Origin of the sequence: Actinosynnema sp. CA-299493 (assembly GCF_050946825.1) — a bacterium.
In the GTDB taxonomy this organism is placed as follows: domain Bacteria; phylum Actinomycetota; class Actinomycetes; order Mycobacteriales; family Pseudonocardiaceae; genus Actinosynnema.
This window is the reverse complement of record NZ_CP191993.1, coordinates 3,158,802-3,179,873: the sequence shown is the minus strand read 5'-3', so window position 1 is coordinate 3,179,873 and position 21,072 is coordinate 3,158,802. Positions and strand designations below refer to the sequence as shown.

General features: G+C 74.3%; 17 protein-coding genes. 6 read left to right on the top strand and 11 right to left on the bottom strand.

The window, feature by feature from the left end:
* Position 1: 1 nt before the first annotated feature.
* Positions 2-709, bottom strand: coding sequence for an AfsR/SARP family transcriptional regulator (locus tag ACQPYE_RS14860; RefSeq protein ID WP_498721772.1), 708 nt, complete (start codon positions 707-709; stop codon positions 2-4).
* Positions 710-1,024: 315 nt separating this feature from the next.
* Complete coding sequence (locus ACQPYE_RS14855) at positions 1,025-1,366, bottom strand: histone-like nucleoid-structuring protein Lsr2 (RefSeq protein ID WP_498721770.1); 342 nt, start codon at positions 1,364-1,366, stop codon at positions 1,025-1,027.
* Between the two features lie 527 nt (positions 1,367-1,893).
* Between ACQPYE_RS14855 and ACQPYE_RS14850 the strand changes: the two genes are divergently transcribed.
* The gene (locus ACQPYE_RS14850; RefSeq protein WP_498721769.1) at positions 1,894-3,582 is read left to right on the top strand and encodes a DEAD/DEAH box helicase; all 1,689 of its coding nucleotides are present in this window, start codon (positions 1,894-1,896) and stop codon (positions 3,580-3,582) included.
* Positions 3,583-3,883: 301 nt separating this feature from the next.
* Here ACQPYE_RS14850 and ACQPYE_RS14845 read toward each other — a convergent pair whose 3' ends face one another.
* Positions 3,884-5,179, bottom strand: coding sequence for a carboxylesterase family protein (locus tag ACQPYE_RS14845; protein ID WP_498721767.1), 1,296 nt, complete (start codon positions 5,177-5,179; stop codon positions 3,884-3,886).
* Between the two features lie 19 nt (positions 5,180-5,198).
* Between ACQPYE_RS14845 and ACQPYE_RS14840 the strand changes: the two genes are divergently transcribed.
* Genes ACQPYE_RS14840 through ACQPYE_RS14830 form a run of 3 tightly spaced genes read left to right on the top strand, consistent with a single transcriptional unit; the run spans position 5,199 to position 8,177 of the window.
* Positions 5,199-6,650, top strand: a complete 1,452-nt coding sequence (locus ACQPYE_RS14840; protein ID WP_498721766.1) for a pyridoxal phosphate-dependent decarboxylase family protein — start codon at positions 5,199-5,201, stop codon at positions 6,648-6,650.
* Positions 6,651-6,660: 10 nt separating this feature from the next.
* Positions 6,661-7,602, top strand: a complete 942-nt coding sequence (locus ACQPYE_RS14835; protein WP_498721765.1) for a P1 family peptidase — start codon at positions 6,661-6,663, stop codon at positions 7,600-7,602.
* Between the two features lie 11 nt (positions 7,603-7,613).
* On the top strand, positions 7,614-8,177 hold the full coding sequence (locus ACQPYE_RS14830; RefSeq protein WP_498721764.1) for a DUF4865 family protein: 564 nt from the start codon (positions 7,614-7,616) through the stop codon (positions 8,175-8,177).
* On the opposite strand, the gene ACQPYE_RS14825 is transcribed toward ACQPYE_RS14830, so the two are convergent.
* The 4 genes from ACQPYE_RS14825 to ACQPYE_RS14810 form a co-directional block, all read right to left on the bottom strand.
* Positions 8,155-11,421 (bottom strand): tetratricopeptide repeat protein, encoded by a 3,267-nt coding sequence (locus ACQPYE_RS14825; RefSeq protein ID WP_498721762.1) that lies wholly within the window; start codon positions 11,419-11,421, stop codon positions 8,155-8,157. The genes ACQPYE_RS14830 and ACQPYE_RS14825 overlap by 23 nt on opposite strands.
* 114 nt (positions 11,422-11,535) lie before the next feature.
* Positions 11,536-12,861, bottom strand: a complete 1,326-nt coding sequence (locus tag ACQPYE_RS14820) for a GGDEF domain-containing protein (RefSeq protein ID WP_498721761.1) — start codon at positions 12,859-12,861, stop codon at positions 11,536-11,538.
* A gap of 368 nt (positions 12,862-13,229) precedes the next feature.
* A complete protein-coding gene (locus tag ACQPYE_RS14815; protein WP_498721760.1) occupies positions 13,230-14,384 on the bottom strand; it encodes an MFS transporter in 1,155 nt (384 codons plus the stop codon).
* Positions 14,385-14,458: 74 nt separating this feature from the next.
* Positions 14,459-15,661, bottom strand: a complete 1,203-nt coding sequence (locus ACQPYE_RS14810; protein WP_498721759.1) for an MFS transporter — start codon at positions 15,659-15,661, stop codon at positions 14,459-14,461.
* A gap of 99 nt (positions 15,662-15,760) precedes the next feature.
* On the opposite strand from ACQPYE_RS14810, the gene ACQPYE_RS14805 reads away from it, so the two are divergent.
* On the top strand, positions 15,761-16,705 hold the full coding sequence (locus ACQPYE_RS14805; RefSeq protein WP_498721758.1) for an RNA polymerase subunit sigma-70: 945 nt from the start codon (positions 15,761-15,763) through the stop codon (positions 16,703-16,705).
* Positions 16,706-16,914: 209 nt separating this feature from the next.
* Here ACQPYE_RS14805 and ACQPYE_RS14800 read toward each other — a convergent pair whose 3' ends face one another.
* Complete coding sequence (locus tag ACQPYE_RS14800; RefSeq protein WP_498721756.1) at positions 16,915-17,541, bottom strand: DJ-1/PfpI family protein; 627 nt, start codon at positions 17,539-17,541, stop codon at positions 16,915-16,917.
* Positions 17,542-17,557: 16 nt separating this feature from the next.
* Positions 17,558-18,604 (bottom strand): GlxA family transcriptional regulator, encoded by a 1,047-nt coding sequence (locus tag ACQPYE_RS14795; protein ID WP_498722915.1) that lies wholly within the window; start codon positions 18,602-18,604, stop codon positions 17,558-17,560.
* A 78-nt stretch (positions 18,605-18,682) separates the two neighbouring features.
* On the opposite strand from ACQPYE_RS14795, the gene ACQPYE_RS14790 reads away from it, so the two are divergent.
* Positions 18,683-19,432, top strand: a complete 750-nt coding sequence (locus ACQPYE_RS14790; protein WP_498721755.1) for an aminotransferase class IV — start codon at positions 18,683-18,685, stop codon at positions 19,430-19,432.
* Between the two features lie 62 nt (positions 19,433-19,494).
* Here the strand turns inward: ACQPYE_RS14790 and ACQPYE_RS14785 are convergent, their stop codons facing one another.
* Together ACQPYE_RS14785 and ACQPYE_RS14780 are read right to left on the bottom strand one after the other, a co-directional pair.
* Complete coding sequence (locus ACQPYE_RS14785; RefSeq protein WP_123747832.1) at positions 19,495-19,935, bottom strand: winged helix-turn-helix transcriptional regulator; 441 nt, start codon at positions 19,933-19,935, stop codon at positions 19,495-19,497.
* A gap of 2 nt (positions 19,936-19,937) precedes the next feature.
* Complete coding sequence (locus ACQPYE_RS14780; protein WP_498721754.1) at positions 19,938-21,065, bottom strand: M24 family metallopeptidase; 1,128 nt, start codon at positions 21,063-21,065, stop codon at positions 19,938-19,940.
* Positions 21,066-21,072: the final 7 nt, after the last annotated feature.

Below are 21,072 nucleotides of genomic sequence, written 5' to 3'. Positions count from 1 at the left end.
CCTACAGCAGTACCTGGTCGTGGACGAGGATCGCCTGGTAGAGCCGTCGCATCGCGCGACCGGGCTCCAACCCGAGCTCGCTCGCCAGACGTCTGCGCGTGTGGTGGAAGACGTCCAGCGCCTCCGTCTGCCTGCCGTTGCGGTACAGCGCGACCATCAGCTGCTCGCTGAACCGCTCCCGCTCCGGGTACTCGGCCGCGAGCTGCTTGAGCTCGGGCACCACGCCGCGGTCCTCGCCGTTGGCGAGCTTGGCGGCGATGAGGTCCTCGCGGGCGCCGAGCCTGCGCTCGTCGAGCCGGGCCGCCTCGATGCGGAACCTCGTGCCGTCGCTCACGTCGAACAGCGCCGGCCCCTGCCACAGCCGCAACGCGTGTTCCAGCAGGTCGATCGCCTCGTCGGGGCGGTGCGGCACCAGGGCCGAGCCCAGGTCGGCCAGCTCGCGGAACAGGTGCGCGTCGACCGCCGCGGCGGGCAGGTCGAGCACGTAGCCGCTGCTCACCGTGCGGACCAGGCAGTCGCCCGGCACGTCGGCGAACTGCTCCAGCAGTTTGCGCAGCCGCACCACATTCGCCTGGAGCGCGTTGCGGGCGTTTCCCATCTGTTTGCCGGCCCACAATTCCTCGACCAGCTGGTCGAACGGAACGGGGGCGCCCGGTGAAAGCGCCAGCAGCGCGAGCAGGGTGCGCACCTGACGAGCGGCGACACCCATCCGACGATCCTCACGTGCGAGGGCGACAGCACCGAGAATCTGCACCCGCATGGTCACGACCCCCAGTCTCTAGACGACGCAGAGCGCGGTAGCCGGCAGTCGAACCCTGAAATCTCCCGACCAAAGCGTGTGACATGGTGCCCAGCCGGTCACGATGGGGGGAAATATCATTTGGACCACTTGGCGCGTGCCGTCGCGGTATGCCGCCGATCAGGGCAGCGCCTGACTCCGGGCGCGGTGGCGGCGCCCGCCGGACTTGGGCCCCACGGCGGTCACGGTCACCGCGCGTCACGGTCGCCCGGCCGCCGCGGGTGATCAAGGAGTTCGGGGCGACCGGTCCGCGTGCCGACGGCCGGGGTGGGCGCGTTCGTAGGCCTCCAGCACGATCTCCGACAGCCGGCCGCGGTCGGAGATCCGGTAGCCGTGCTCGCGCGCCCACTGCCGAACGACCTGCGCCAGGGGGGCATCGGCGCTGCGTACCGGTGCCGGCGCGCCGCCGGGCACCCGCCGCGCGACCCGCACGAACCGGTCGAGGACGGCACGCAGGACGGCCGCGTTGGCGGCGCCGAGGCGGATCTCGAACCACACGCCGTCGAGGCCGAACGAGACCGGCCGGACGTCGTGCCCGGAGTGCCCGTCCAAGTCGTCCACCGCCACGCGCACCACTTCCCCAGGTCGGACACTCACGCTCGGTGTCGATCCCACGGCACGTTACCGGGAAGTTGACCATGGGCGGGGAAGCGGATCGCCAAGTATAGGAGAGGTATAGCGGACGACCGAGGTGTTTCCTCCGGGCAAATCCCCGGCGCCGGTCGTGGCGATCGGTCGCACCGGCGTTCCCCCGAGCGGTCGCCGCGGCTCGTCCGATGACGTCACCGGAATTCCGCCACGTCCGCCCGCGGCCCGATTCCCGCATTACCGGCACTTCGGTCCGGCGCACGGCGGCCCGGCCGTCGACCGTCGATTACCGCGATCCGCGGACTCGACCACCGATATCCCTCGTGGTGCGTTCGACCCTTGACGGCGTGACCGCGTCGCGAACCGCGCGACCGGCGCGCGCCGCCGCCCGGAACCCGAGCCGGACGGGTGCGACAGGATTCGCGGTGACCGCGGAATCCCGGACCGGCCGCCTCACGCGACCCCCTCACCGAGCGGTTCGAGGGCGATCAGCGAGACTTGAGGGCATGAACGACGAGCCCGACGACCGGACCAGCTTCGCCGACCTCGGGTTGCGCCCCGAACTGCTCCGGGCGCTGTCCGGCCTCGGCTACGAGGAGCCCACCCCCATCCAACGTGAAGCCATCCCACCGCTGACCGCCGGCCGCGACCTGCTCGGACAGGCCGCCACCGGCACCGGCAAGACGGCCGCGTTCGCGCTGCCCGTGCTGGAGCGCATGGCGGCAGGCGAGCGCGACCGGCGGGCGCCGTTCGCGCTCGTGCTGGTGCCGACGCGGGAACTGGCGGTGCAGGTCTCCGAAGCGGTGCACCGGTACGGCCGGGAGCTGGGTGCGCGGGTGCTGCCGATCTACGGCGGCCAGCCCATCGGTCGGCAGCTGCGGGTGCTGGAGCAGGGCGTGGACGTCGTGGTGGCCACGCCGGGCCGCGCGGTCGACCACCTCAGCCGGGGCACGCTGAAGCTGGAGCACCTGGAAGTCGTCGTGCTCGACGAGGCCGACGAGATGCTCGACATGGGTTTCGCCGAGGACCTGGACACGATCCTGGCCGAGACGCCGTCGGGTCGGCAGACCGTGTTGTTCTCCGCAACCATGCCCGGCCGCATCGACCGCCTGGCCCGCACGCACCTGTCCGACCCGGTGCGCATCACCATCGGCCGCGAGCAGGCCGAGCCGGGCGAGGCGCCGAAGGTGCGGCAGAGCGCGTACGTCGTGCCCCGCGCGCACAAGCCGGCCGCGCTGGGCCGGGTGCTGGACGTCGAGGCGCCGGTCGCGGCGATCGTGTTCTGCCGCACGCGTGACGAGGTCGACCAGCTCACCGAGACGCTCAACGGGCGCGGTTACCGGGCCGAGTCGCTGCACGGCGGCATCAGCCAGGAGCAGCGCGACCGCGTGATGGCGCGGCTGCGCAACGGCACGGCCGACCTGCTGGTGGCCACCGACGTGGCGGCCCGGGGCCTGGACATCGAGCAGCTGACGCACGTCGTGAACTACAACGTGCCGTCCGCGCCGGAGTCCTACGTGCACCGCATCGGCCGGATCGGGCGCGCAGGCCGCGAGGGCGTGGCGATCACCCTGGCCGAGCCGCGCGAGCACGGCATGCTCAAGACCATCGAGCGGGTCACCAAGCAGCGCATCCACATGGAGAAGGTCCCGACGATCGCGGACCTGCGGGCGCGCAAGCTGGAGCTGACCCGCGCCGCGCTGCACGAGAGCCTGCTGGAGGACGACCTGGAGGGCTTCCGGGTCGTGGTGGAGACGCTGACCGACGAGTTCGACGTCATGGAGGTGGCGCTGGCGGCGGTCAAGCTCGCGCACGAGGCCACCGGCGCGGCGGCGGACGAGGAGGAGATCCCGGAGTACGTGCCGAGGTCCGGACCGTCCGGTGACCGCCGTGGCCGCGAGGGTGGCGGCGAACGCCGTGAGCCGCGCAAGCCGCGCCGCCCGTCCGCGGGCATGACCAGGCTGTTCGTCGGCGCGGGCCGCAGCTCGGGCATCCGGCCGCAGGACCTGGTCGGCGCGATCGCGGGCGAGGCGCGGCTCAACGGCCGCGACATCGGCGCGATCGAGATCGCCGACCGGTTCTCGCTGGTGGAGGTGCCGGACTCGGCCGCGCAGCAGGTCATCGCGTCGTTGCGGGGCGCGACCATCAAGGGCCGCAAGGTCACCGTGCGGCGGGAGCGCGACGACCCGCGCTGACCACCCCTCGCACACCTCGACAGTGATGTGCCAGTTCGTCCTACGAACTATTGCGGTTCGTAGGACGAACTACTGATCACTGTCCACGCGCTGGGCGACGATGGCCGGGTACGTGATGCGGCACGCGGAGGTGTTCGTGGAACTGTTCGGCGTCGACCCCGCCGCCGCCTGACCCACGTCTCGGCGTAGAACTCGTCGGCGAGCCGGCTGCCCTCGGGCGTCAGCCCGACCCGGACCGCGCGGCCACGATACTCGTTCGCACCGCGAACCAACGCCGGGACGCCCGCCGCGCGAGAGGCGGTCAGGTGACCGGCTGCACGGGGTGGTCGACGGGCACGGCGAGGTCGACTCCGCGCCACGGCTCACGCCGGGCCTCGACCTCGTCGCCCCAGTGCCGAACGCCGGTCCAGCCGGGGTCGCCGGTCGTGCAGAAGTCGACCCACGCCCGGAGCATCCGCCGGGAGAGCGCGCGCTCGTCGTCACCGGCAGGACCACCGATCAGGCTGAACCCACCTCCCTGGCCGGCTCCACCGAGGTTGCCGAACGAGAACAGCACGTCCGCCGCGTGCCAGGCGGGCCGCCGGGTGAACCGCGCCAGGAACGCCCGGCTGTGCGCCTCGGCCAGCCTGGTGGTGGGTTCGGCGAACACGAAGTCGCCCGCGAGCCGCACGTGGGCGTCCTCGAAGTGCTCGTACGCGGCCACGACGTGGTCCGGGATGCCCCAGGCGCGGCCGAACGCCCGCAGGTCCGCCGGCGGCCGGAACGTGCCCACGGCGTCGAACAGCGCGTACTCGACGTCCGTGTGGCACAGCAGGGCGTCGGTCTCCGGGGGCAGCGCGGGCAGCGCGTCGGCGACGGGCCCGAACAGCACCGGGTCGTAGCTCAACGGCCCGGTGCGCTGCGCGGCGGCCAGGGCGTCGGCCGACGCCACCGCGGACTCCGGTGTGCCGGCGTCGATCCACCGCGCGACCCGACGCGCGAACGCCGGCGTGCAGACCCGGTTCGGCACGCTGTGCGCGATGACCCGCCGCACCGGCTCCCACGCCGCCAGGAACAACGCCGACCCGGCCCCCGCCGACTGCCCGCCCACGGTGATGTTGCCCGGGTCTCCCCCGAACACCGCGATGTGGTCCCGCACCCACCGCAGCGCGGTCCGCTGGTCGAGCAGGCCCCGGTTGTCCGGGTGGCCGGGCACGTGCCCGAAGCCCTCGAACCCGAGCCGGTAGTTGCACGTCACCACGACCAGCCCGGCCCGGGCCAGAGCCGCGCCGTCGTAGTCGGGCTGGGCGGACGACCCGAACGCGTAGGCCCCGCCGTGCACGTAGAACAGCACCGGCCACGGCCCGGCCGAGGTGGACGGCGTCCAGACGTTGAGGGTCAGCACGTCCTCGTCGCCCGGCCGCCACGTCGGCGCGCCGGGCAACCGCGCGGACTGCGGCGCGATCGGGCCGAACTCCAGGCAGTCGCCCGCGAAGTCGGCGGGGACGGGCGCGGCGAACCGGCGCGCCCCGAACGGCGGCTCCGCGTACCGGAGGCCGAGGAACGCGTCCACCTCGGCGTCGACCGCCCGGCCGCGGAACTGTCCACGTCGTGTCATCAGCGCCTACCCTGCCATGATGGGTGATCCGCTGAACGCTCGAGAGGACGCCGCGGAGGCGTTGGGGATGGTGGCGCGGGCCGCCGGGACGTACCTCGACGCGCTGCCGCACCTGCCGGTGCGCGACGCCACGCACGCGCACCTGCTCGATGACCTCGACGGACCGCTGCCGGAGGCCGGTGACGGCACCATCGCGGCCGTCGCGGACCTGGTGCGGATCGGGACGCGGGCCGCCACGCACTCGTCCGGCCCCCGGTTCTTCCACCTCGTGGTCGGCGGCGCGACACCGGCGGCGCAGGCGGCGGACTGGGTGACGTCGCTGCTGGACCAGGCGGGCGGGATGTGGGTGGCCTCGCCGCTGGCCGCGCGCGCCGAGACGGTGGTGCTGCGGTGGTTGAAGGAGCTGTTCGGGCTGCCCCTGTCGCACGGCGCGGTGCTCACGCCGAGCGCGACGTTCGCGAACCTGACCGGGTTGGCGTGCGCGCGGCACTGGTGGGCGGAGCGGCACGGGGTGGACGTGACCGCCGACGGCCTGGCCGGGTTGCCGCGCATGCCGGTGTTCTCCAGCGGGTACGTGCACCCGAGCAGCCGCAAGGCGCTGCAACTGCTGGGGTTGGGCCGGGACTCGGTGCGGACGTTCGCCCGTGACGACGCGGGCCGGCTCGACGTGGCCGCGCTGGACCGCGAGCTGGCGTCGTCGGGGCCCGCGGTGCTGATCGGCAACGCGGGCGAGGTCAACGGCGGCGACTTCGACCCGCTCGACGAGATGGCGGACCTGGCCGAGCGGCACGGCGCGTGGCTGCACGTGGACGGCGCGTTCGGCCTGTTCGCCGCCCTGTCACCGCGCACGGCCGGGTTGGTGCGCGGGGTGGAGCGGGCCGACTCGGTGGCCGCGGACGGCCACAAGTGGCTCAACGTGCCGTACGAGAGCGGCATGGCGTTCGTGCGGGACCGGTCGGCGCTGGGTCGCGCGTTCGGCACCTGGAACGCCGCCTACCTGCCCGAGCCCGGCGACGAGTCCGTCAACTACAACAACCTGGGCCCCGAGTCGTCCCGACGCGCCCGCGCGTTCCCCATCTGGGCCACGCTGCGCGCCTACGGCCGCGACGGCCACCGGGCCATGGTCGAACGCCACCAGGACCTCGCCCTGCGCCTGGGCCGCCGCATCGAGGAATCCCCCGACCTCGAACTGCTGGCCCCGATCACCGTCTTCGTCGTCTGCTTCCGCTACCGCCCACCGGGCGTGCCCGAGGAGGACTTGGACGACCTCAACCGCAGGCTGGGCGAAGCCCTGGTCGAGGACGGCCGCGTCTACGCGGGCACCACCGCGTACCGGGGCATGGTCGCCCTGCGCCCGGCGATCGTGAACTGGCGCACCACGGACGAGGACGTCGACCTGCTGGCCTCCGTCGTCCGCGAACTCGGTGCCCGCCTGCTCGCCTCCGCGATCCCGATCACGGTGGACAAGTAGCATCGACGGCGTGCGGAACGCGATCACCGACGTGCCGGGTGTGCTGGTCGGGCACGCCACGCGCAACGGTGGCGGTGCGTTGACCGGCACGACGGCCGTGCTGTTCCCGACCGGCACGTTGTCCACTGTGGAGGTTCGTGGTGGCGCGCCGGCGACGCGGGACACGGCCGCGCTCGACCCGCGCCACGGCGGACGGGACGTGCGTGGCGTGGTGTTGACCGGTGGTAGCGCGTACGGGCTCGCGGCGGCTGACGGCGCGGCGCGCGAGCTGGGGTCGTTCGTGCCCGCCGCCGCGCTGTTCGACCTCGGCCGCGGCGGGGACTTCCACGCGCGGCCGGGGCAGGAGGAGGGCGCGGAGGCGGTGCGCGGCGCGGGCGCGGACTTCGCCCAGGGCAACGTCGGCGCGGGCACGGGCGCGCTCAACGCGACGCTGAAGGGCGGCCTGGGCACGGCGAGCGCCACGCTGCCCGGTGGCGTGGTCGTGGGCGCGGTGGCCGTGCTCAACGCGGTCGGCCCGTCGGTCGACGTCGCCACCGGTCTGCCGTTCGCCGCGCACCTCGGCCTGCCCGGCGAGTTCCCGGCCTACCGGGGCGACGACCTGCGAGCGGCCCGGAGGGACGGGCACGCCCAGCCGTTCAACACGGTCATCGGCGTGGTCGCCACGAACGCCCGCCTGCCGCACCTGTTCGCCCTCGCCGACGCCGCCCAGGACGGCCTCGCGACCGCCGTCCGCCCGGCCCACGGCCTGACCGACGGCGACACGGTCTTCGCCGCCTCGACCGGGACCCACGACGCCGACCCCGCCCCGGTGCTCGCCGCCGCCCGCGCGGTGTTCGCCCGGGCGCTGGTCCACGGCCTGCTCCGAGCCGACTCCGTCACCACGCCCTGGGGCCACCTCGCGGCCTACCGCGAGCTCTACCCACGCACCGCAGCCGAGTACCGGGGGACCTGACCATGCAAGCGATGCACTACGAGATCACCCTGCCCGCCGACTACGACATGGACGTCATCCGCACCCGGGTCGCCACCAGGGGCTCGGCGCTGGACGCGTTCCCCGGCCTGGGGCTCAAGGCCTACTGCGTGCGGGAACGCGGTGTCGACGGCTCGCCGGTCAACCAGTACGCGCCGTTCTACCTGTGGCGCACCGCCGAGGGCATGAACAGCTTCCTGTGGGGGCCGGGCTTCCGCGGCCTGAGCGCCGACTTCGGCCGCCCGACCGTGCAGCACTGGGCGGGCCTCGCGTTCGAGCGCGGCGCCGCGGACGACGCCACCGCGGCCACCAAGCGCACGTGGCGCCTGGCCGCCGACGCGGACCCGACCGAGGCGATCGACCAGGCCCTCGACGACCTCGCGCGGCTCAAGGACGACCCCGCGCTGCACTCGACCGCGGTGGCGATCGACCCCCGGAACTGGGAACTGGTCCACTTCAGCCTGTGGCGCACCGCGCCCGAGGCCGAGGTCCGGTTCCAGGTGCTGCACCTGTCACGCCCCGAGCTGGACGACCTCAGCGCGGGCCGCCACTGGTAGGCCGCGACCGGCCGGTCCCGGGGTTGCGGGCGCGGTCGGCGTACGGCACGGCCAGGTAGCCGACCAGGTCGAACACACCGCCGCTGGTGCGGTCCAGCTCGCGGGCGAAGGCGACGATGCCCTGGTCGGCGCGGTCCATGAGCCACGCCAGCAGCACGACCACGACGTCCGCGAGCAGCCCGACCTGGAACGGCATGTCCTCCCGCTTGCCCGCGGTCACCGCGCTGGCGAAGTCGGTCATGCCCCGTTCGGTCAGCTCCAGCGGCCCGGTCTCGATGGCCCGCTTGATCGAGTCGACCACCAGCGGCACGACCGACGCCCACACCTCGCGCGGCGCGACCTCGCAGATCAGGCCGCCGCTCAGGGCCGCGGTCCACAGCGCCTCCGGGTCGCCCGCCCGGACCGCGCCGACGGCCAGGTGCGGCAGCAGCTCCGCGCCGCGCTCCCACGCGCCGGTCGCGACCAGCTTCTCCACGGCGTGCCGGTAGTGCCCCAACGCCTGGCCGTGCTCGCCGCGCGCGCTCAGCACGCCGCCCAGGTCGTCGTGGAACGACGCCACCTCGGCCGCCGCGCCCACCTGCTCGGCCCGGGCCAGGCCCACGGCGGCGTAGTGCTGCGCGGTCTCCAGGTCGCCCCGGTCGCGGTGGCACGCGCCGAGCCGGCGCAACGCGGCCAGTTCCCGCCGGCCGTCGCCCAGGTCGCGGAACAGCTCCACGGCCCGCGACCCGGCCTCGATCGCCTCGACGAGCTCGCCGCGCTCACGGCGCCGGTCGCACTCGGCGAGCTTGAACTCGGCCTGCCGGGCGCGGTCGCCCAGCTCCTCGGCCAGGTCGTGGCCCTCGACGGCGTACCGGACGGCGGTCTCGGGGTCGGCGTCGCCGAGGTCGTCGAGCACGGCGATCGACTCCAGCTGCCCCGGTCCGTCACCCCGCGCCCGGTGCTCCTCGTACGCCAGCCGCGCAGCCTGTCCGGCTTCGTCGGTTCTGCCTTCGCGCATCAGCAGCCTCGCCATCCGCAGCAGGACGTCCGCTCGGTCGCGGCACGCGTCGCCCAAGCCCACACACCGTTCGAAGTCCGCGAGCGCGGCCCCGTATTCCCCACGCCGCTCGGCGCGGGCGCCGGTCAGCTCGAACCTGGTCGCCCAGAGGGCTTCCAGCTCGTCCTCGGGCAGGTCGAGCCCGGTCAGCAGCGCGTCGACCCGCTCGACCAGGACGGCGGCCCGCTCGTCGTCGTCCTCCAGCCCCAGCTCGGCCAGCAGCACGTCGGCGTAGGCCGGGGTGCCGGTCGCCTCGCCCGTGTCGGCGACCTCGCGCAGCGCGGAGAGCTCCCGGCGCAGCACGGGCGCCAGCGGGCCGGCGCGGTCGCGGACGGCGGCGGCCAGCAGCTCGCACCCCGTCAACGCGGCCTCGACGTCGGTGGTGGACCGGTCGCGCCACTCGTCCAGTCGGCCGTTGACCGTGCCGACGTAGAGGTAGGAGCGCTCGAGACCGCCCGGCGTGCCGGTGTTGACGATGGCCCGCGCGGCGGGCGTCTCCTCGGCGGTGAGCCGCCGCACGACGGTGCGGGCGAACCCGGCGGCCAGGTTCGGCGGGATGGTCCACAGCGTGCCGATGTAGCCGCGCGCGCCGGCGCGGACGAACTCGCGGCCCAACCGCGTCCACGACCGGCACGAGTTGTTGAACACGATCGGCCGGTGCCGCAGCGTCACCGGGAGGTCGTCGTCCGGCAGCGCGTGCCCGCCCAGCACGATCGCGTCGTCGGCGTCGTGGCAGTTGAAGAACACCAGCTCGACCGGCAGGTCCACGACCAGCGCGCGCAGCGCGTCCGGCGAGGCGTCCCGCTCGGACAGCACGATCGGGTGGGTGTGGTGGACCGGTGACGCGGCCGTCCCGGGGTGCTCCTGGAACGCGCCGGAGTCGAACACCAGGCTGAACGCGCCGGGCTCGCGCGCCACGCCCGCGCGGTGCAGCTCGGTGAGCACGACCAGCGCCGGGTCGGCCACCACGTGCCCGATCGGCTTGCGCGCCCAGTTCACGTCCTCGGTGTGCACGAACGGGTAGGGCAGGCCGGCGGTGAACGCGGTCAGCCGCCGGTCGCCCACCTCCGCTACCGCCTCGGCGGGCACCTGCGCGGTGACCACGGCCTCCACCGCCGCGTACGGGTCGTGCCCGCCGCTGGACAGGTACCGCCACAGCGCCTCGACGAACCCGATGCCCTTGACCGCGTCGCCGATCGCGCCCGCCGCCGCGGTGACCCGCTCCTGCTCCTCGGCCACCACCGCGCCCACCACGGCCAGGTCCGGCGCCGGGACGACCACCAGCCGGGCGCCCCGGTGGTGCGCGTAGACGGCGGCCATCAGGCCGTCCACCCCACCGGTGCGTTCGACCAGCACGGCCTCGTCGCCGTCGTCCGGGTTGTGCTCGGCGAACGGCACCGGCGGCGCGTCCTCGTCCACGCGCAGCGCCGCGCCCGCGCGCAGGGCGGTGAACAGGGCAGCGACGAAGTCGGCGTCCGGCGCCACGTCGAGCGTGCGTTCGGGCTCGCCGACACCGCGCAGCAGCTCCCACGCCTTGGCGGTGAGCCCGACCGGGTCCTCGCACGGCAGGTGCAGGTGGTCGGGCAGGTCGGCGAACAGCGCACCGTCCGGTTCGGCGAGGAACACCACGCGGCGCACGCCCATCGTGCCGAGCAGGTGGGCCACCAACCGGTCGTGCCGGTGCGACGAGGAGTCGCCGGGCCTCAGCGCGACGACGGGCGTGACGCGGTCCGCGGGCAGGCACGACACCACGACCGCGGCCTCGCGCAGCTGGTCCGGGCGGCACACCACGACCGTGTCCCCGACCTCGAACACGGGTTCGCTGATCACCGTGACGTCCAGGTCGGACTCGCCGGCGGGCAGCAGCACGCGGACGCCGCCGGGCACGACCTCGCACGGCGCCGAGCCGGACACCAGCAGCGTCACCGAGTCCGGCAGGGCGAACGACACCCCGTCGGCGGTCTCGGTGGCGGGCGCGTCCACGGCGAGCCGCCACCGCGCGGGCGCGGGCAGGTCGAACCGCTGCCGCAGCACCGCGCGCACGTGCCCGTCCCGGGTCTCCTCGACCAGCAGGTCGCGGGCGCCCGCCTCGGCGGTCAGCTCCTCGCCCGCGTCGACGGGCGGTTTGCCGTGCACGTCGAGCAGGACGGCACGCAGCAGCCCCGCTTCGAAGCGGAAGCGGATGCCGTGCGGGGCACCGAGGTCCACTGGCTCACGACCCTTGCAGGCGAGGAGGGTGTCCACCGTGTCGGAGGTGGCGGGCAGAAACTACGCCACCGGAGGGCCTGACCTGTAGCGGATCCGCGCGGGTAGTCGCGGTTGTTACACCCCGGGGCGCTCGGAGCGGGCCGCGGGCGTCCACCGGGCGCGGCGGTGACCGCCCGCCGACTGCACCTGGTCGCGGCCCAGCCGCTTCGCCTCGTACAGCGCCGAGTCCGCCGCCGCGAGCAGCCCGGACACGGTGTCCTCGGCGACCTCCGGCCACACCGCGGTGCCGATGCTGACCGTGAGCCCCGCCACCACGCCGCCGTCGCCGACGTCCACGAGCACCCGGTGGACCTCCGAGCGCACCCGCTCGGCGATCGCCGTCGCCTCCTCGTGGTCCACGCCGGGCAGCAGCACGGCGAACTCCTCGCCGCCGAAGCGGCCCACCGAGTCGCCCCGCCGGACCGCGCTCTCCAACGCCGCCGCGATGCGCCGCAGCACGAGGTCGCCGGTCTGGTGGCCGTGCGTGTCGTTGATGTCCTTGAAGTGGTCCACGTCGATCATGAACAGGCCGACCCGCGCGCCGGGCGGCTGCTGCCGGGTGCGTCGCAGCTCCAGCGTCGCCTGCAGGTGCCAGGCCTCGGCGTTGAGCAGGCCGGTCTTGGCGTCGGTGCGGGCGGCCAGCTCCAGCTGGTGGATGAGCACGGTGCGGTGCAGCGCGACGGCCGCGACGACCATCGGCAGCGCGAACCCGGGCCACCACGCCACGGCGAGGGCGACGAAGCCGCCCATCGCGAGCTGGCCCGCTTCGAGCAGGTTGTCCGCGCCGCTGCCGATGGCGTCCTTCACCGAGCGGGGCCGCACGGTCAGCAGGATCACCGCGGCCACCAGGGCGGTGTTGACCAGCCACTGCGCCGCGCCCGCGCCGAGGAGGCCGACGAGGTCGAGCGCGCCGCCGGGCCGACCGGCGAGCAGGTGCTCGCGCAGGCCGGTGAGCCCCGCCACGCCGCTCGCGGCGAGCGTGGCCAGCACCATCATCGACGTGGTGAACACGTTGCGGTGAGGGGGGCGCGAGGCGTCCCAGCGGCCGACGACCCACCAGCGGTGCGCGTACATCAGCACGACGAGCGCGACGGCGAGCGAGGGCGGCAGCACGAGGGCGCCGGCCAGGATCCAGATGCTGCACAGGTCGACGTGCGGCAGGTGGCTGTGGTCGCGGCGGATGCGCTCGATCCAGCGCGAGCAGTGCAGGTGCAGCGCGGCGCAGCCGGCCAGGACGGCGAACGTGGTCCACGAGCCGGCGGGCACGGGCCACGCGGTGGTCGCGGCGAGCGCGAGAACGGCGAGCAGATCCACCGACAGCACGTACACCAGGGCCTGCCCGGGCAGGGACCATAGTGACCAGCGTCGATCGCCCGACGACGTCGAACGCGCTCTGCCCATGGTTCCTCACGACTGTCTCACCCGGACCGTCATGGTGTCCGGACGGAGGGTCACGGTAATGGTGACCTGTGGCGATGTCAGCCGCTACCGGGGTGACGCGACCCACTGGAGGTGATCGCGGTGCGCGACAAGATCTGGTGAGACCGCTGCTCGGAGGCCGTGTCGAGACGGAGGCGAGGTGTGGTCGTGCGCGACAAGATCTGGTGATCCCCCTGCTGCCGGTGTTCCCGCCGAGTGCCACGTCGAGGGGAGGTGCGCCGCCATGCGCGACAAGATCTGGTGAAGACGGGTTCCCACGAAGGTGAACGACACCACCCGAGGTCACGCGCGGGCCGCGGCGAGCACCCCGACTCCCGCGGCCGGCGCGCTCACCCGACGCGTGCCCGGAGCAGCCACAGGCACGCCGTCGCGACGCCCAGGCCGCTGAGCACGAGCGTCGCCCGCGGGCCGACGGCGTCGCCGAGCAGGCCGCCCACCAGCGCGCCGGCGGGCGCGGTGCCCCAGACCGCCGTGCGGATGGTCGCGTTGACCCGACCGTGCAGGGCGGCGGGCGTCGCCTCGTAGCGCACCGGCACCTGGTGCACGTTGTAGACCTGGAGCGCGAACCACATCACCGCCACCGCGCCGATCACCAGCTGGTCCGCCGCGACCGCCGCCTGCCCCGCGCCGGTGACGAGGATGGCGGCGACCATCGTCCGCCGACGGCCCCACCGCTCGCCCAACCGGGCCGCGACGAGCGCGCCGAGCAGTCCCCCGACGGCCCCGACGGACAGCGTCAGCCCCGCCTGCGCCGCCGACAGCCCCAACGCCGACACCAGGTGCAGCAGCACCACGACGGTGAAGGCGTTGAACCAGAAGACCTGCGTCGCGGTGCACAACGTGACCCGCCGCAACCCCTGGTGGCCGAACACCGCCCGCACCCCGGCCCACACGCCGGCGCCGGCCTGCGGGCGCTCGACGACCCGGACCCACGCCAACGCCACCGCCGCGACCAGGAAGCTGATCGCGTCGACCGCCACCGCGCCCGCCGCCGTGACCGCGCCGACCAGCCACCCGCCCAGCGCGGGCCCGGCCACCTGCGCCGTCGCCTGCCCCACCTCCACGACGCCCTGGGCCCGGGTCAGCTGCCCGGCGGGCACCACCATCGGCACCAGCGCCAACCCGGCGATGTCGCCGACCACCGCGAACGTCCCCGCCACCGCCGCCACCACGGCCAACAACCCCACCGACAGCAGCCCCCGCCCCGCCGCGACCGGCACGACCCCCAGGCTCACCGCCTGCCCGACGGCGCACACCCCGGCCACCACCCGCCGCGGCAACCGGTCGACCCACACCCCGGCCGGCAACCCGAACACGAGGTACGGCAACCGCCCGCACGCGGTCACCACCCCGACCTCCCAAGCGCCCGCGCCCAACGCCCACGCCGCCACCAGCGGCACCGCGACCACCGTCACCTGGGACCCGACGAGGGACACGGACTGCCCGGCCCACAGCACCAGGAACGACCGATTGCGCCACAGCACGCGAGAGTCCTACCTCCAGCCCTCGAGAGTCCTACCTCCAGAACGACCGTGTCCTACGTTCAGAACGCCTGAGTTCAACGCTCGGCCACCGCGGCCGGCGCCACGCGGGACCACGCGGTGGTCACGGCGAGGGCCAGGACGGTGCCCGCGACGCCCGCCACGGCGATCGCGGCGCCCGCCGAGCCCGTCGCGGACGCCAGCAGGCCGCCCGCGGCCACACCGATGCCCTGCGCGGCCACCAGGCCGCTGCGGGCGAAGCCCAACGCCTGGCCGCGCTGCTCGTCCGGCACCAGGCGGACGAACGTCGCGCCCGCCGTCACCTGGTACGCGCTGAACACCCCGCTCAACGCCAGCAACGCCACCGCGCCGACGAGGCCCGGCGCGAACAGGTACCCGACCAGCGGCAACGCGGTGGCCACCGCGAGCAGCCCGAGCAACCGCACGCGCGTCGAAACGGGCAGGAAGCGCAGCAGCACCGTGCCCAGCACCATCCCGGCCGGGTCGGCGGCCAGCAGCAGGCCGACACCCGCCGCGCCCGCGCCGACCTCCGCCGAGAACGGCGCGGCCAGCCCCTCCGGCACCACCGTGAACAGCGCCAGCCACCCCAGGGCGACCAGCAGCCGCAGCCGGCGGTCCCGCCACACCAGCGCGGCACCCGCCCGGATCCGCGCCCGCGCGGCGGGCACGAACGCCGGCGCCGGGCGGTGGCGCAGACCGAACCGCAGCAGCAACGCCGACACCGCGAACGTCACCCCGTCGGCGAGCAGCGCGCCGGACGTGCCCAGCCACGCCACCACCAGCCCGCCACCCACGAACCCCAGCAGCAGCCCCGCCTGGTGGGTGATCAGGTGCACGGACTGGCCCGCCTCGTACTCCTCCCCCAGCACGGACGGCAGCAGCGCGCCCTGCGCGGCGGCGAACGGCGGCTCGGCCAGCTGCGACAGCACCAGCAACGCCGCCACCACCGGCAGCGGCACGCCCGGCACCGCCATCACGGCCAGCAGCACGGCCCGCACCGCGTCGGCGGCCACCATCACGGTCCGGCGCGGGTACCGGTCGGCCAGCCCCGTCAGCAGCACCCCCGACACCAGCGCGGGCAGCATGGTCAACGCGTAGGTCAGCGCCGTCCACGCCGCGGACCCGGTGCGCTGGAACACCAGCACCGACAACGCCACCCGGGCCAGCTGGTCGCCCACGGTCGACAGCACCGCGGCCGACCACAGCGCCCGGAACTCCGGCACCGCGAACACCGCGCGGAACCCCGTGCCCCCGACCACCCGCTCCCCCGATCCCGCGCCGACCGATGAGTTTCCCGGGCCCGCCGAGTCTCGACTTGTGCGGCGTGCGACCGGCACGCCACCGTACAAGCCCGGAGGGTGACCATGAACGAGGTTGAGCGGATGACGGTCGACTTCACGCGGGAGACCGAGCGGCACCGGCACGAGCTGCGGGTGCACTGCTACCGGCTGCTCGGCTCGTTCGACGAGGCGGAGGACCTCGTGCAGGAGACGTTCCTCAAGGCGTGGCGCGCCCGCGACACGTTCGAGGGCCGGTCGTCGTTCCGCGCCTGGCTGTACCGGATCGCCACGAACGCGTGCTTCGACGTGATCAACCGCCGGCCCGCGCACGGCGTCACCGAGCAGGTGCCGGTGGCCGACGTGCCGTGGCTCCAGCCGTTCCCGGACGCCCTGCTGGACGCCGAGCCGCACGCGGAGGTGGTGGCGCGGGAGACGATCGAGCTGGCGTTCCTGGCCGCGGTGCAGCACCTGCCGGCCAAGCAGCGGGCGGTGCTGGTGCTGCGGGACGTGCTCGGCTGGCCGGCGAGCGAGACGGCGGCGTTGCTGGAGGACACGGTGCCCGCGGTGAACAGCGCGCTGCAACGCGCCCGCGTCACCATGCGCAAGCACCTGCCGCAACGGCGTGCCGACTGGTCGGGCGAGCCGAACCCGAAGGAGAAGGCGGTGGTCCGCAAGCTCGTCGAGGCCACCGAGCGCTGCGACATGGACCTGATGGCCGCGGCGTTGCGCGAGGACGTCACCTGGACGATGCCGCCGCAGCCCGAGTGGCACCTCGGCCGCGACGCCGTGGTGGAGATCAGCGCGTCGGTGATGGTGGGCCCGGGTGCGTTCGGCGAGTGGAAGGTGGTCGAGACGCGGGCGAACCGGCAGCCCGCCCTGGCCAACTACGCCCGCAAGCCCGGCGAGGAGCACTTCCGGCCGGTGGCGCTGGACGTGCTGCGGATCGAGGACGGCGCGATCGCGGAGATCACCACGTTCCCGTCGGCCCTGTTCCCGCTCTTCGGCCTCCCGGCGACGCTGTGAGCTTCGACGTCCGGCTGGTGACCGTGGCGACCGCCGAACCGTACGACCCGGACGAGTGGCGCGACGCGCTGGTGATCGTGCTCAGCGGCACGCTCGACCTGGACGGCGAGCTGTTCGCGGAGGGCTCGGTGCTGGCGCTGGCCGGGTTGCCGCTGCGGGTCCTGCGCCGGCACGGCGGGCAGCCCGCCGTGCTGGCCGCGGTGACCCGGTCAACGCCCCGCGAACACGCCGCGGGCGAGGGCGACGAGCTCGGCGGGCGCCGACTCGGGGGAACCGGCCCGGTAGGGCGGCTCGGGGTCGTACTCGATGAGCAGCTGCGTGAACCGGGCCCGCTCGTCACCCCAGATCAGCCCGACGAGGGTGAGCGCCAGGTCGATCCCGGCGGACACCCCGGCGCCGGTCACGACGGACCCGTCGACCACCACCCGGTCCGTGCTGACCACCGCGCCCAGGGAGGCCAGCTCGTCGCGCAACGCCCAGTGCGTGGTCGCCGGACGGCCGTCGAGGACACCCGCCTGCGCGAGCAGCGTCGACCCGCTGCACACCGACGTGGTCCAGGTCGCGGTCGGGTGCGCCACGCGCAGCCACGCCGCGACCACGCCCTCCGCCAACACCTCCGCCCAGCCACCGCCACCGGGCACCACGATCACGTCGGCGCGGACCGGCTCGGCGAACGTGGTCGTCGGCACGATCGTCAACCCGGCGTCGGTGGTCACCGGTTCGAGTGAGGCGGCGACGAAGTGCGAGGTCACCTCCGGCTGGTGGCCGAGCACTTCGTACGGCCCCACCAGGTCCAGCGCGGTCATCTTCGGGTAGAGCACGAAAGCCACGTCCACGTCGTTCCCCCTGTCGTCATGCCGCACCGGTGGTGCGGAACCTGTCGCGGTAACCACCCGGCGTCACGCCGAGCACCCGCAGGAAGGCCCGGCGCAGCGTCTCCGCCGAGCCGAAACCCGTGCGCCTGGCGACGACGTCCAACCCCTCGTCACCGGCCTCCAACAACCCCGCCGCCGCCTCGACCCGGACCCGTTCGACGTACCGGGCGGGTGACACGCCGACCCGGCGCGGGAACACGCGGGCGAAGTGCCGGGAGCTCATCGCGGCGCGGCGGGCCATCCCCTCGACCGTCCAGCCGGCCGCCGGGTCGTCGGTGATCGCGTCGAGCACGGCCCGCAGGCCCGGCTCCCGCACCGGCGGCACCCGCGACCGGACGCTGAACTGCGACTGGCCGCCGGGGCGTTGCAGGAACACCACCATCCAGCGGGCGACCAGCCGGGCCAGCGCCGCGTCGTGGTCGCGTTCCACCAGGGCCAGCGCGAGGTCGATGCCCGCGGTGACGCCGGCGGACGTGACCAGCCGCCCGTCCAGCACGTAGATCGCGTCCGGCACCACGTCCACCGACGGGTGGTCGGCCGCGAGCCGGTCGCAGAACGCCCAGTGCGTCGTGGCCCGCGCGCCGTCCAGCAACCCGGCCGCCGCCAGCACGAACGCGCCCGTGCACACGCCGGCCACCCGCCGCGCGCCACCCGCGACCCGCCGCAGGTGGTGCCGCAGCTCGACGTCACGGGCCGCGTCGGCGAACGTGAAGCCACCGACCACGAGGACCGTGTCCACCCCTCCGGACACCTCCCGCAGGTCCTCGGCCTCCATCCGCAACCCCCCGGTCACCTCGAACCCGCCGCCGATCCCCGCCAACCTCACCCGGTAGCCACCGCCGTCCCGGCGACCGTCGCTGTCCCGGTAGCCGTCGCCCGTCCGGTGACCGTCGTCGCCGCGGTAGCCGTCGCCCGTCCGGTCGGCCGCCAGCGCCCGGTTCGCCCCGGCGAACACGTCCGCCGGGCCACCGATGTCGGTCAGCGCCGCACCGTCGTACCCGACCACCAGCACCTCGCGCTCCACACCGCCCACCCTCTCCGGCTCCCGGGACGGCGGCAACGACCGCCGACCCTCGATTCCCGCCACGCTACGGTCGTGCCCGTGCCGAGGATCGAGATCGAGGGCGAGCCGCCGACCGCCGAGGACTTCGTGCCCGGCCTGCTGGCCAACTACGGGCACTTCACCGCCATGCAGGTCCGCGACCGCCGGGTGAAGGGCCTCGACCTGCACCTGCGCCGGCTCGACCAGGCGAACCGGGAGCTGTACGACGCGCCGTTGGACGGCGACCGAGTCCGCGCCCTGATCTCGCACGCGCTGGCCGACGACGTGCGCGACGCGGCCGTGCGGGTCGTCGTGTTCGGCCTGGACGCGCCGTCGGTGATGGTCGTGGTGCGCCCGCCGGTCACTCCCCCGACGACGCCCCAACGCCTGATGTCCGTCGACTACACCCGCCCGTTGCCGCACGTGAAGCACATCGGAGGCTTCGGCCAGCGCCACCACGCCCGCCGCGCCGAGCGGGCCGGTTACGACGACGCGCTGCTCACCGCCGGCGGTCTGGTGGTGGAGGGCTCGATCGCCAACATCGCGTTCTTCGACGACGGCGACGGCGTGGTGTGGCCTCGGGCGGACTGGCTGCACGGCATCACCATGCAGCTGCTGGAGCGGGAGCTGCCGTCGCGGCGCGAGCCGGTGCGGTCGGCCGACGTGGGCCGCTACCGGGGCGCGTTCCTGACCAACTCGATCGGCGTGGTCGTGGTGTCACGCATCGACGACGTCGAGTTCACCGTGGACGACTCGGCGCTCGCCCGCGTCCAGGCCGCCTACGACGCGATCACCGGCGACCCCGTCTGAGCAGACCCGCCGACGCCCGCCGCACCTTCTGCGCGTGATCGACTACCGGCTTCCCGCGCGGATCAGACGGCGGGCGGCCGGTCCTCGTAGGGCGTGGACAGCACGACCGTGGTGCGGGTGGACACGTTCGCCACCTCGCGGATCTGCCTCAGCAGCTCCTCCAAGGCCGTCGGCGACGCCACCCGCACCCGCAGCACGTACGAGGCGTCACCCGCGACGGAGTAGCACGCCTCGATCTGCGGCAGGTGCTCCAGCCGTTTCGGGTAGTCGTCCGGAGCCGCCGGGTCGATCGGGGTCAGCGAGATGAACGCGGTCAGCGGCAGGCCGACCTCGTCGCCGTCCAGCCGTGCCGCGTAGCCGCGCACCACGCCGCGCTGCTCCAGCCGCCGCACCCGCTGGTGCACGGCGGACACGCTCAACCCGACCCGTTCCGCGAGGTCGGTGAAGCTGCACCGGCCGTCGGCGGCCAGTTCGCGCAGGATCGCCCGGTCGATCGGCTCCAGGGTCACGTCGGCAACACCACCAGCTCGTGCGGTCGGTTGTTGACGCTCTCCACGCCGTCGGCGGTGGCGATCACGATGTCCTCGATCCGCGCGCCCCACCGCCCGGGCAGGTAGATGCCCGGTTCGACGCTGAACGCCATGCCCGGCTCGATCGGCAGGTCGTTGCCGCCGACGATGTAGGGGTCCTCGTGCACGTCCAGCCCGATGCCGTGGCCCGTGCGGTGGACGAAGTACTCGCCGAAACCCGCGTCGGCGATGATGTCGCGCGCGGCGGCGTCCACCGCTTCACAGGTGACGCCGGGCCGCACCGCCTCGACCGCGGCCCGCTGCGCGGCCTGCAGGACCGCGTAGGTCTCCCACACGTCCGCGTCACGCGGCTCGCCGAGCACGTAGTTGCGCGTGGAGTCGGAGTTGTAGCCCTCCGCGACGGGTCCGCCGATGTCGACCACCACCACGTCGCCCGCCTCGATCACGCGGTCGGACAGGTCGTGGTGCGGTGACGCGCCGTTCGGGCCCGAGCCGACGATGACGAACTCGGCCAGCACGTGACCCTCGGCGACGATCGCGGCGGCGATGTCGGCGCCCACTTCGGCCTCCGTGCGACCGGGGCGCAGCCACTCGGCCATCCGCGCGTGCACCCGGTCGATCGCCGCGCCCGCTTTGCGCAGCGCGGCCACCTCCGCCTCGTCCTTGCGCATCCGCAGCTCGCGCAACACCGGCCCGGCCAACACCTGCTCCGCGCCGACGACGTCCCGCAACCGCAACACGTGCAGCGCGGGCATCATGTCGGAGACAGCGGTCCGGTTGCCCTTCAGGGCTTTCTCGACCAGGGCGTACGGGTCTTCGCCGTCGACCCAGGTGGCGACCTCGACCCCGAGCTCGTCGGTGGGGACGCCGTCGTAGCCGGGCTGCTCCAACTTGGGCACCACCAGCACCGGCGACCCGCCGACGGGCAGCACCAAGCAGGTCAACCGCTCGAACGACGTGCCGCCCGCGCCGAGGAGGTAGCGCAGATCCGAACCGGGCGCGATGAGCAACGCGTCAACGCCCGCGATGGCGGCGGCAGCGGTAGCCCGGTCGAGGCGCGCGCGCAGGGCGTCCACGTCGACGGGCCCAACTTGGGTCGACATGCAGGGC

What these genes read in the sequence shown, in the direction of transcription:
- ACQPYE_RS14830 (WP_498721764.1), top strand. Translation starts at nt 7,614, where the DNA reads ATGCACTACGAGATCACCCTGCCCGCCGACTACGACATGGACGTCATC.
- ACQPYE_RS14845 (WP_498721767.1), bottom strand. Translation starts at nt 5,179, where the DNA reads ATGACACGACGTGGACAGTTCCGCGGCCGGGCGGTCGACGCCGAGGTG.
- ACQPYE_RS14780 (WP_498721754.1), bottom strand. Translation starts at nt 21,065, where the DNA reads ATGTCGACCCAAGTTGGGCCCGTCGACGTGGACGCCCTGCGCGCGCGC.
- ACQPYE_RS14850 (WP_498721769.1), top strand. Translation starts at nt 1,894, where the DNA reads ATGAACGACGAGCCCGACGACCGGACCAGCTTCGCCGACCTCGGGTTG.
- ACQPYE_RS14840 (WP_498721766.1), top strand. Translation starts at nt 5,199, where the DNA reads ATGGGTGATCCGCTGAACGCTCGAGAGGACGCCGCGGAGGCGTTGGGG.
- ACQPYE_RS14820 (WP_498721761.1), bottom strand. Translation starts at nt 12,861, where the DNA reads ATGGGCAGAGCGCGTTCGACGTCGTCGGGCGATCGACGCTGGTCACTA.
- ACQPYE_RS14860 (WP_498721772.1), bottom strand. Translation starts at nt 709, where the DNA reads ATGGGTGTCGCCGCTCGTCAGGTGCGCACCCTGCTCGCGCTGCTGGCG.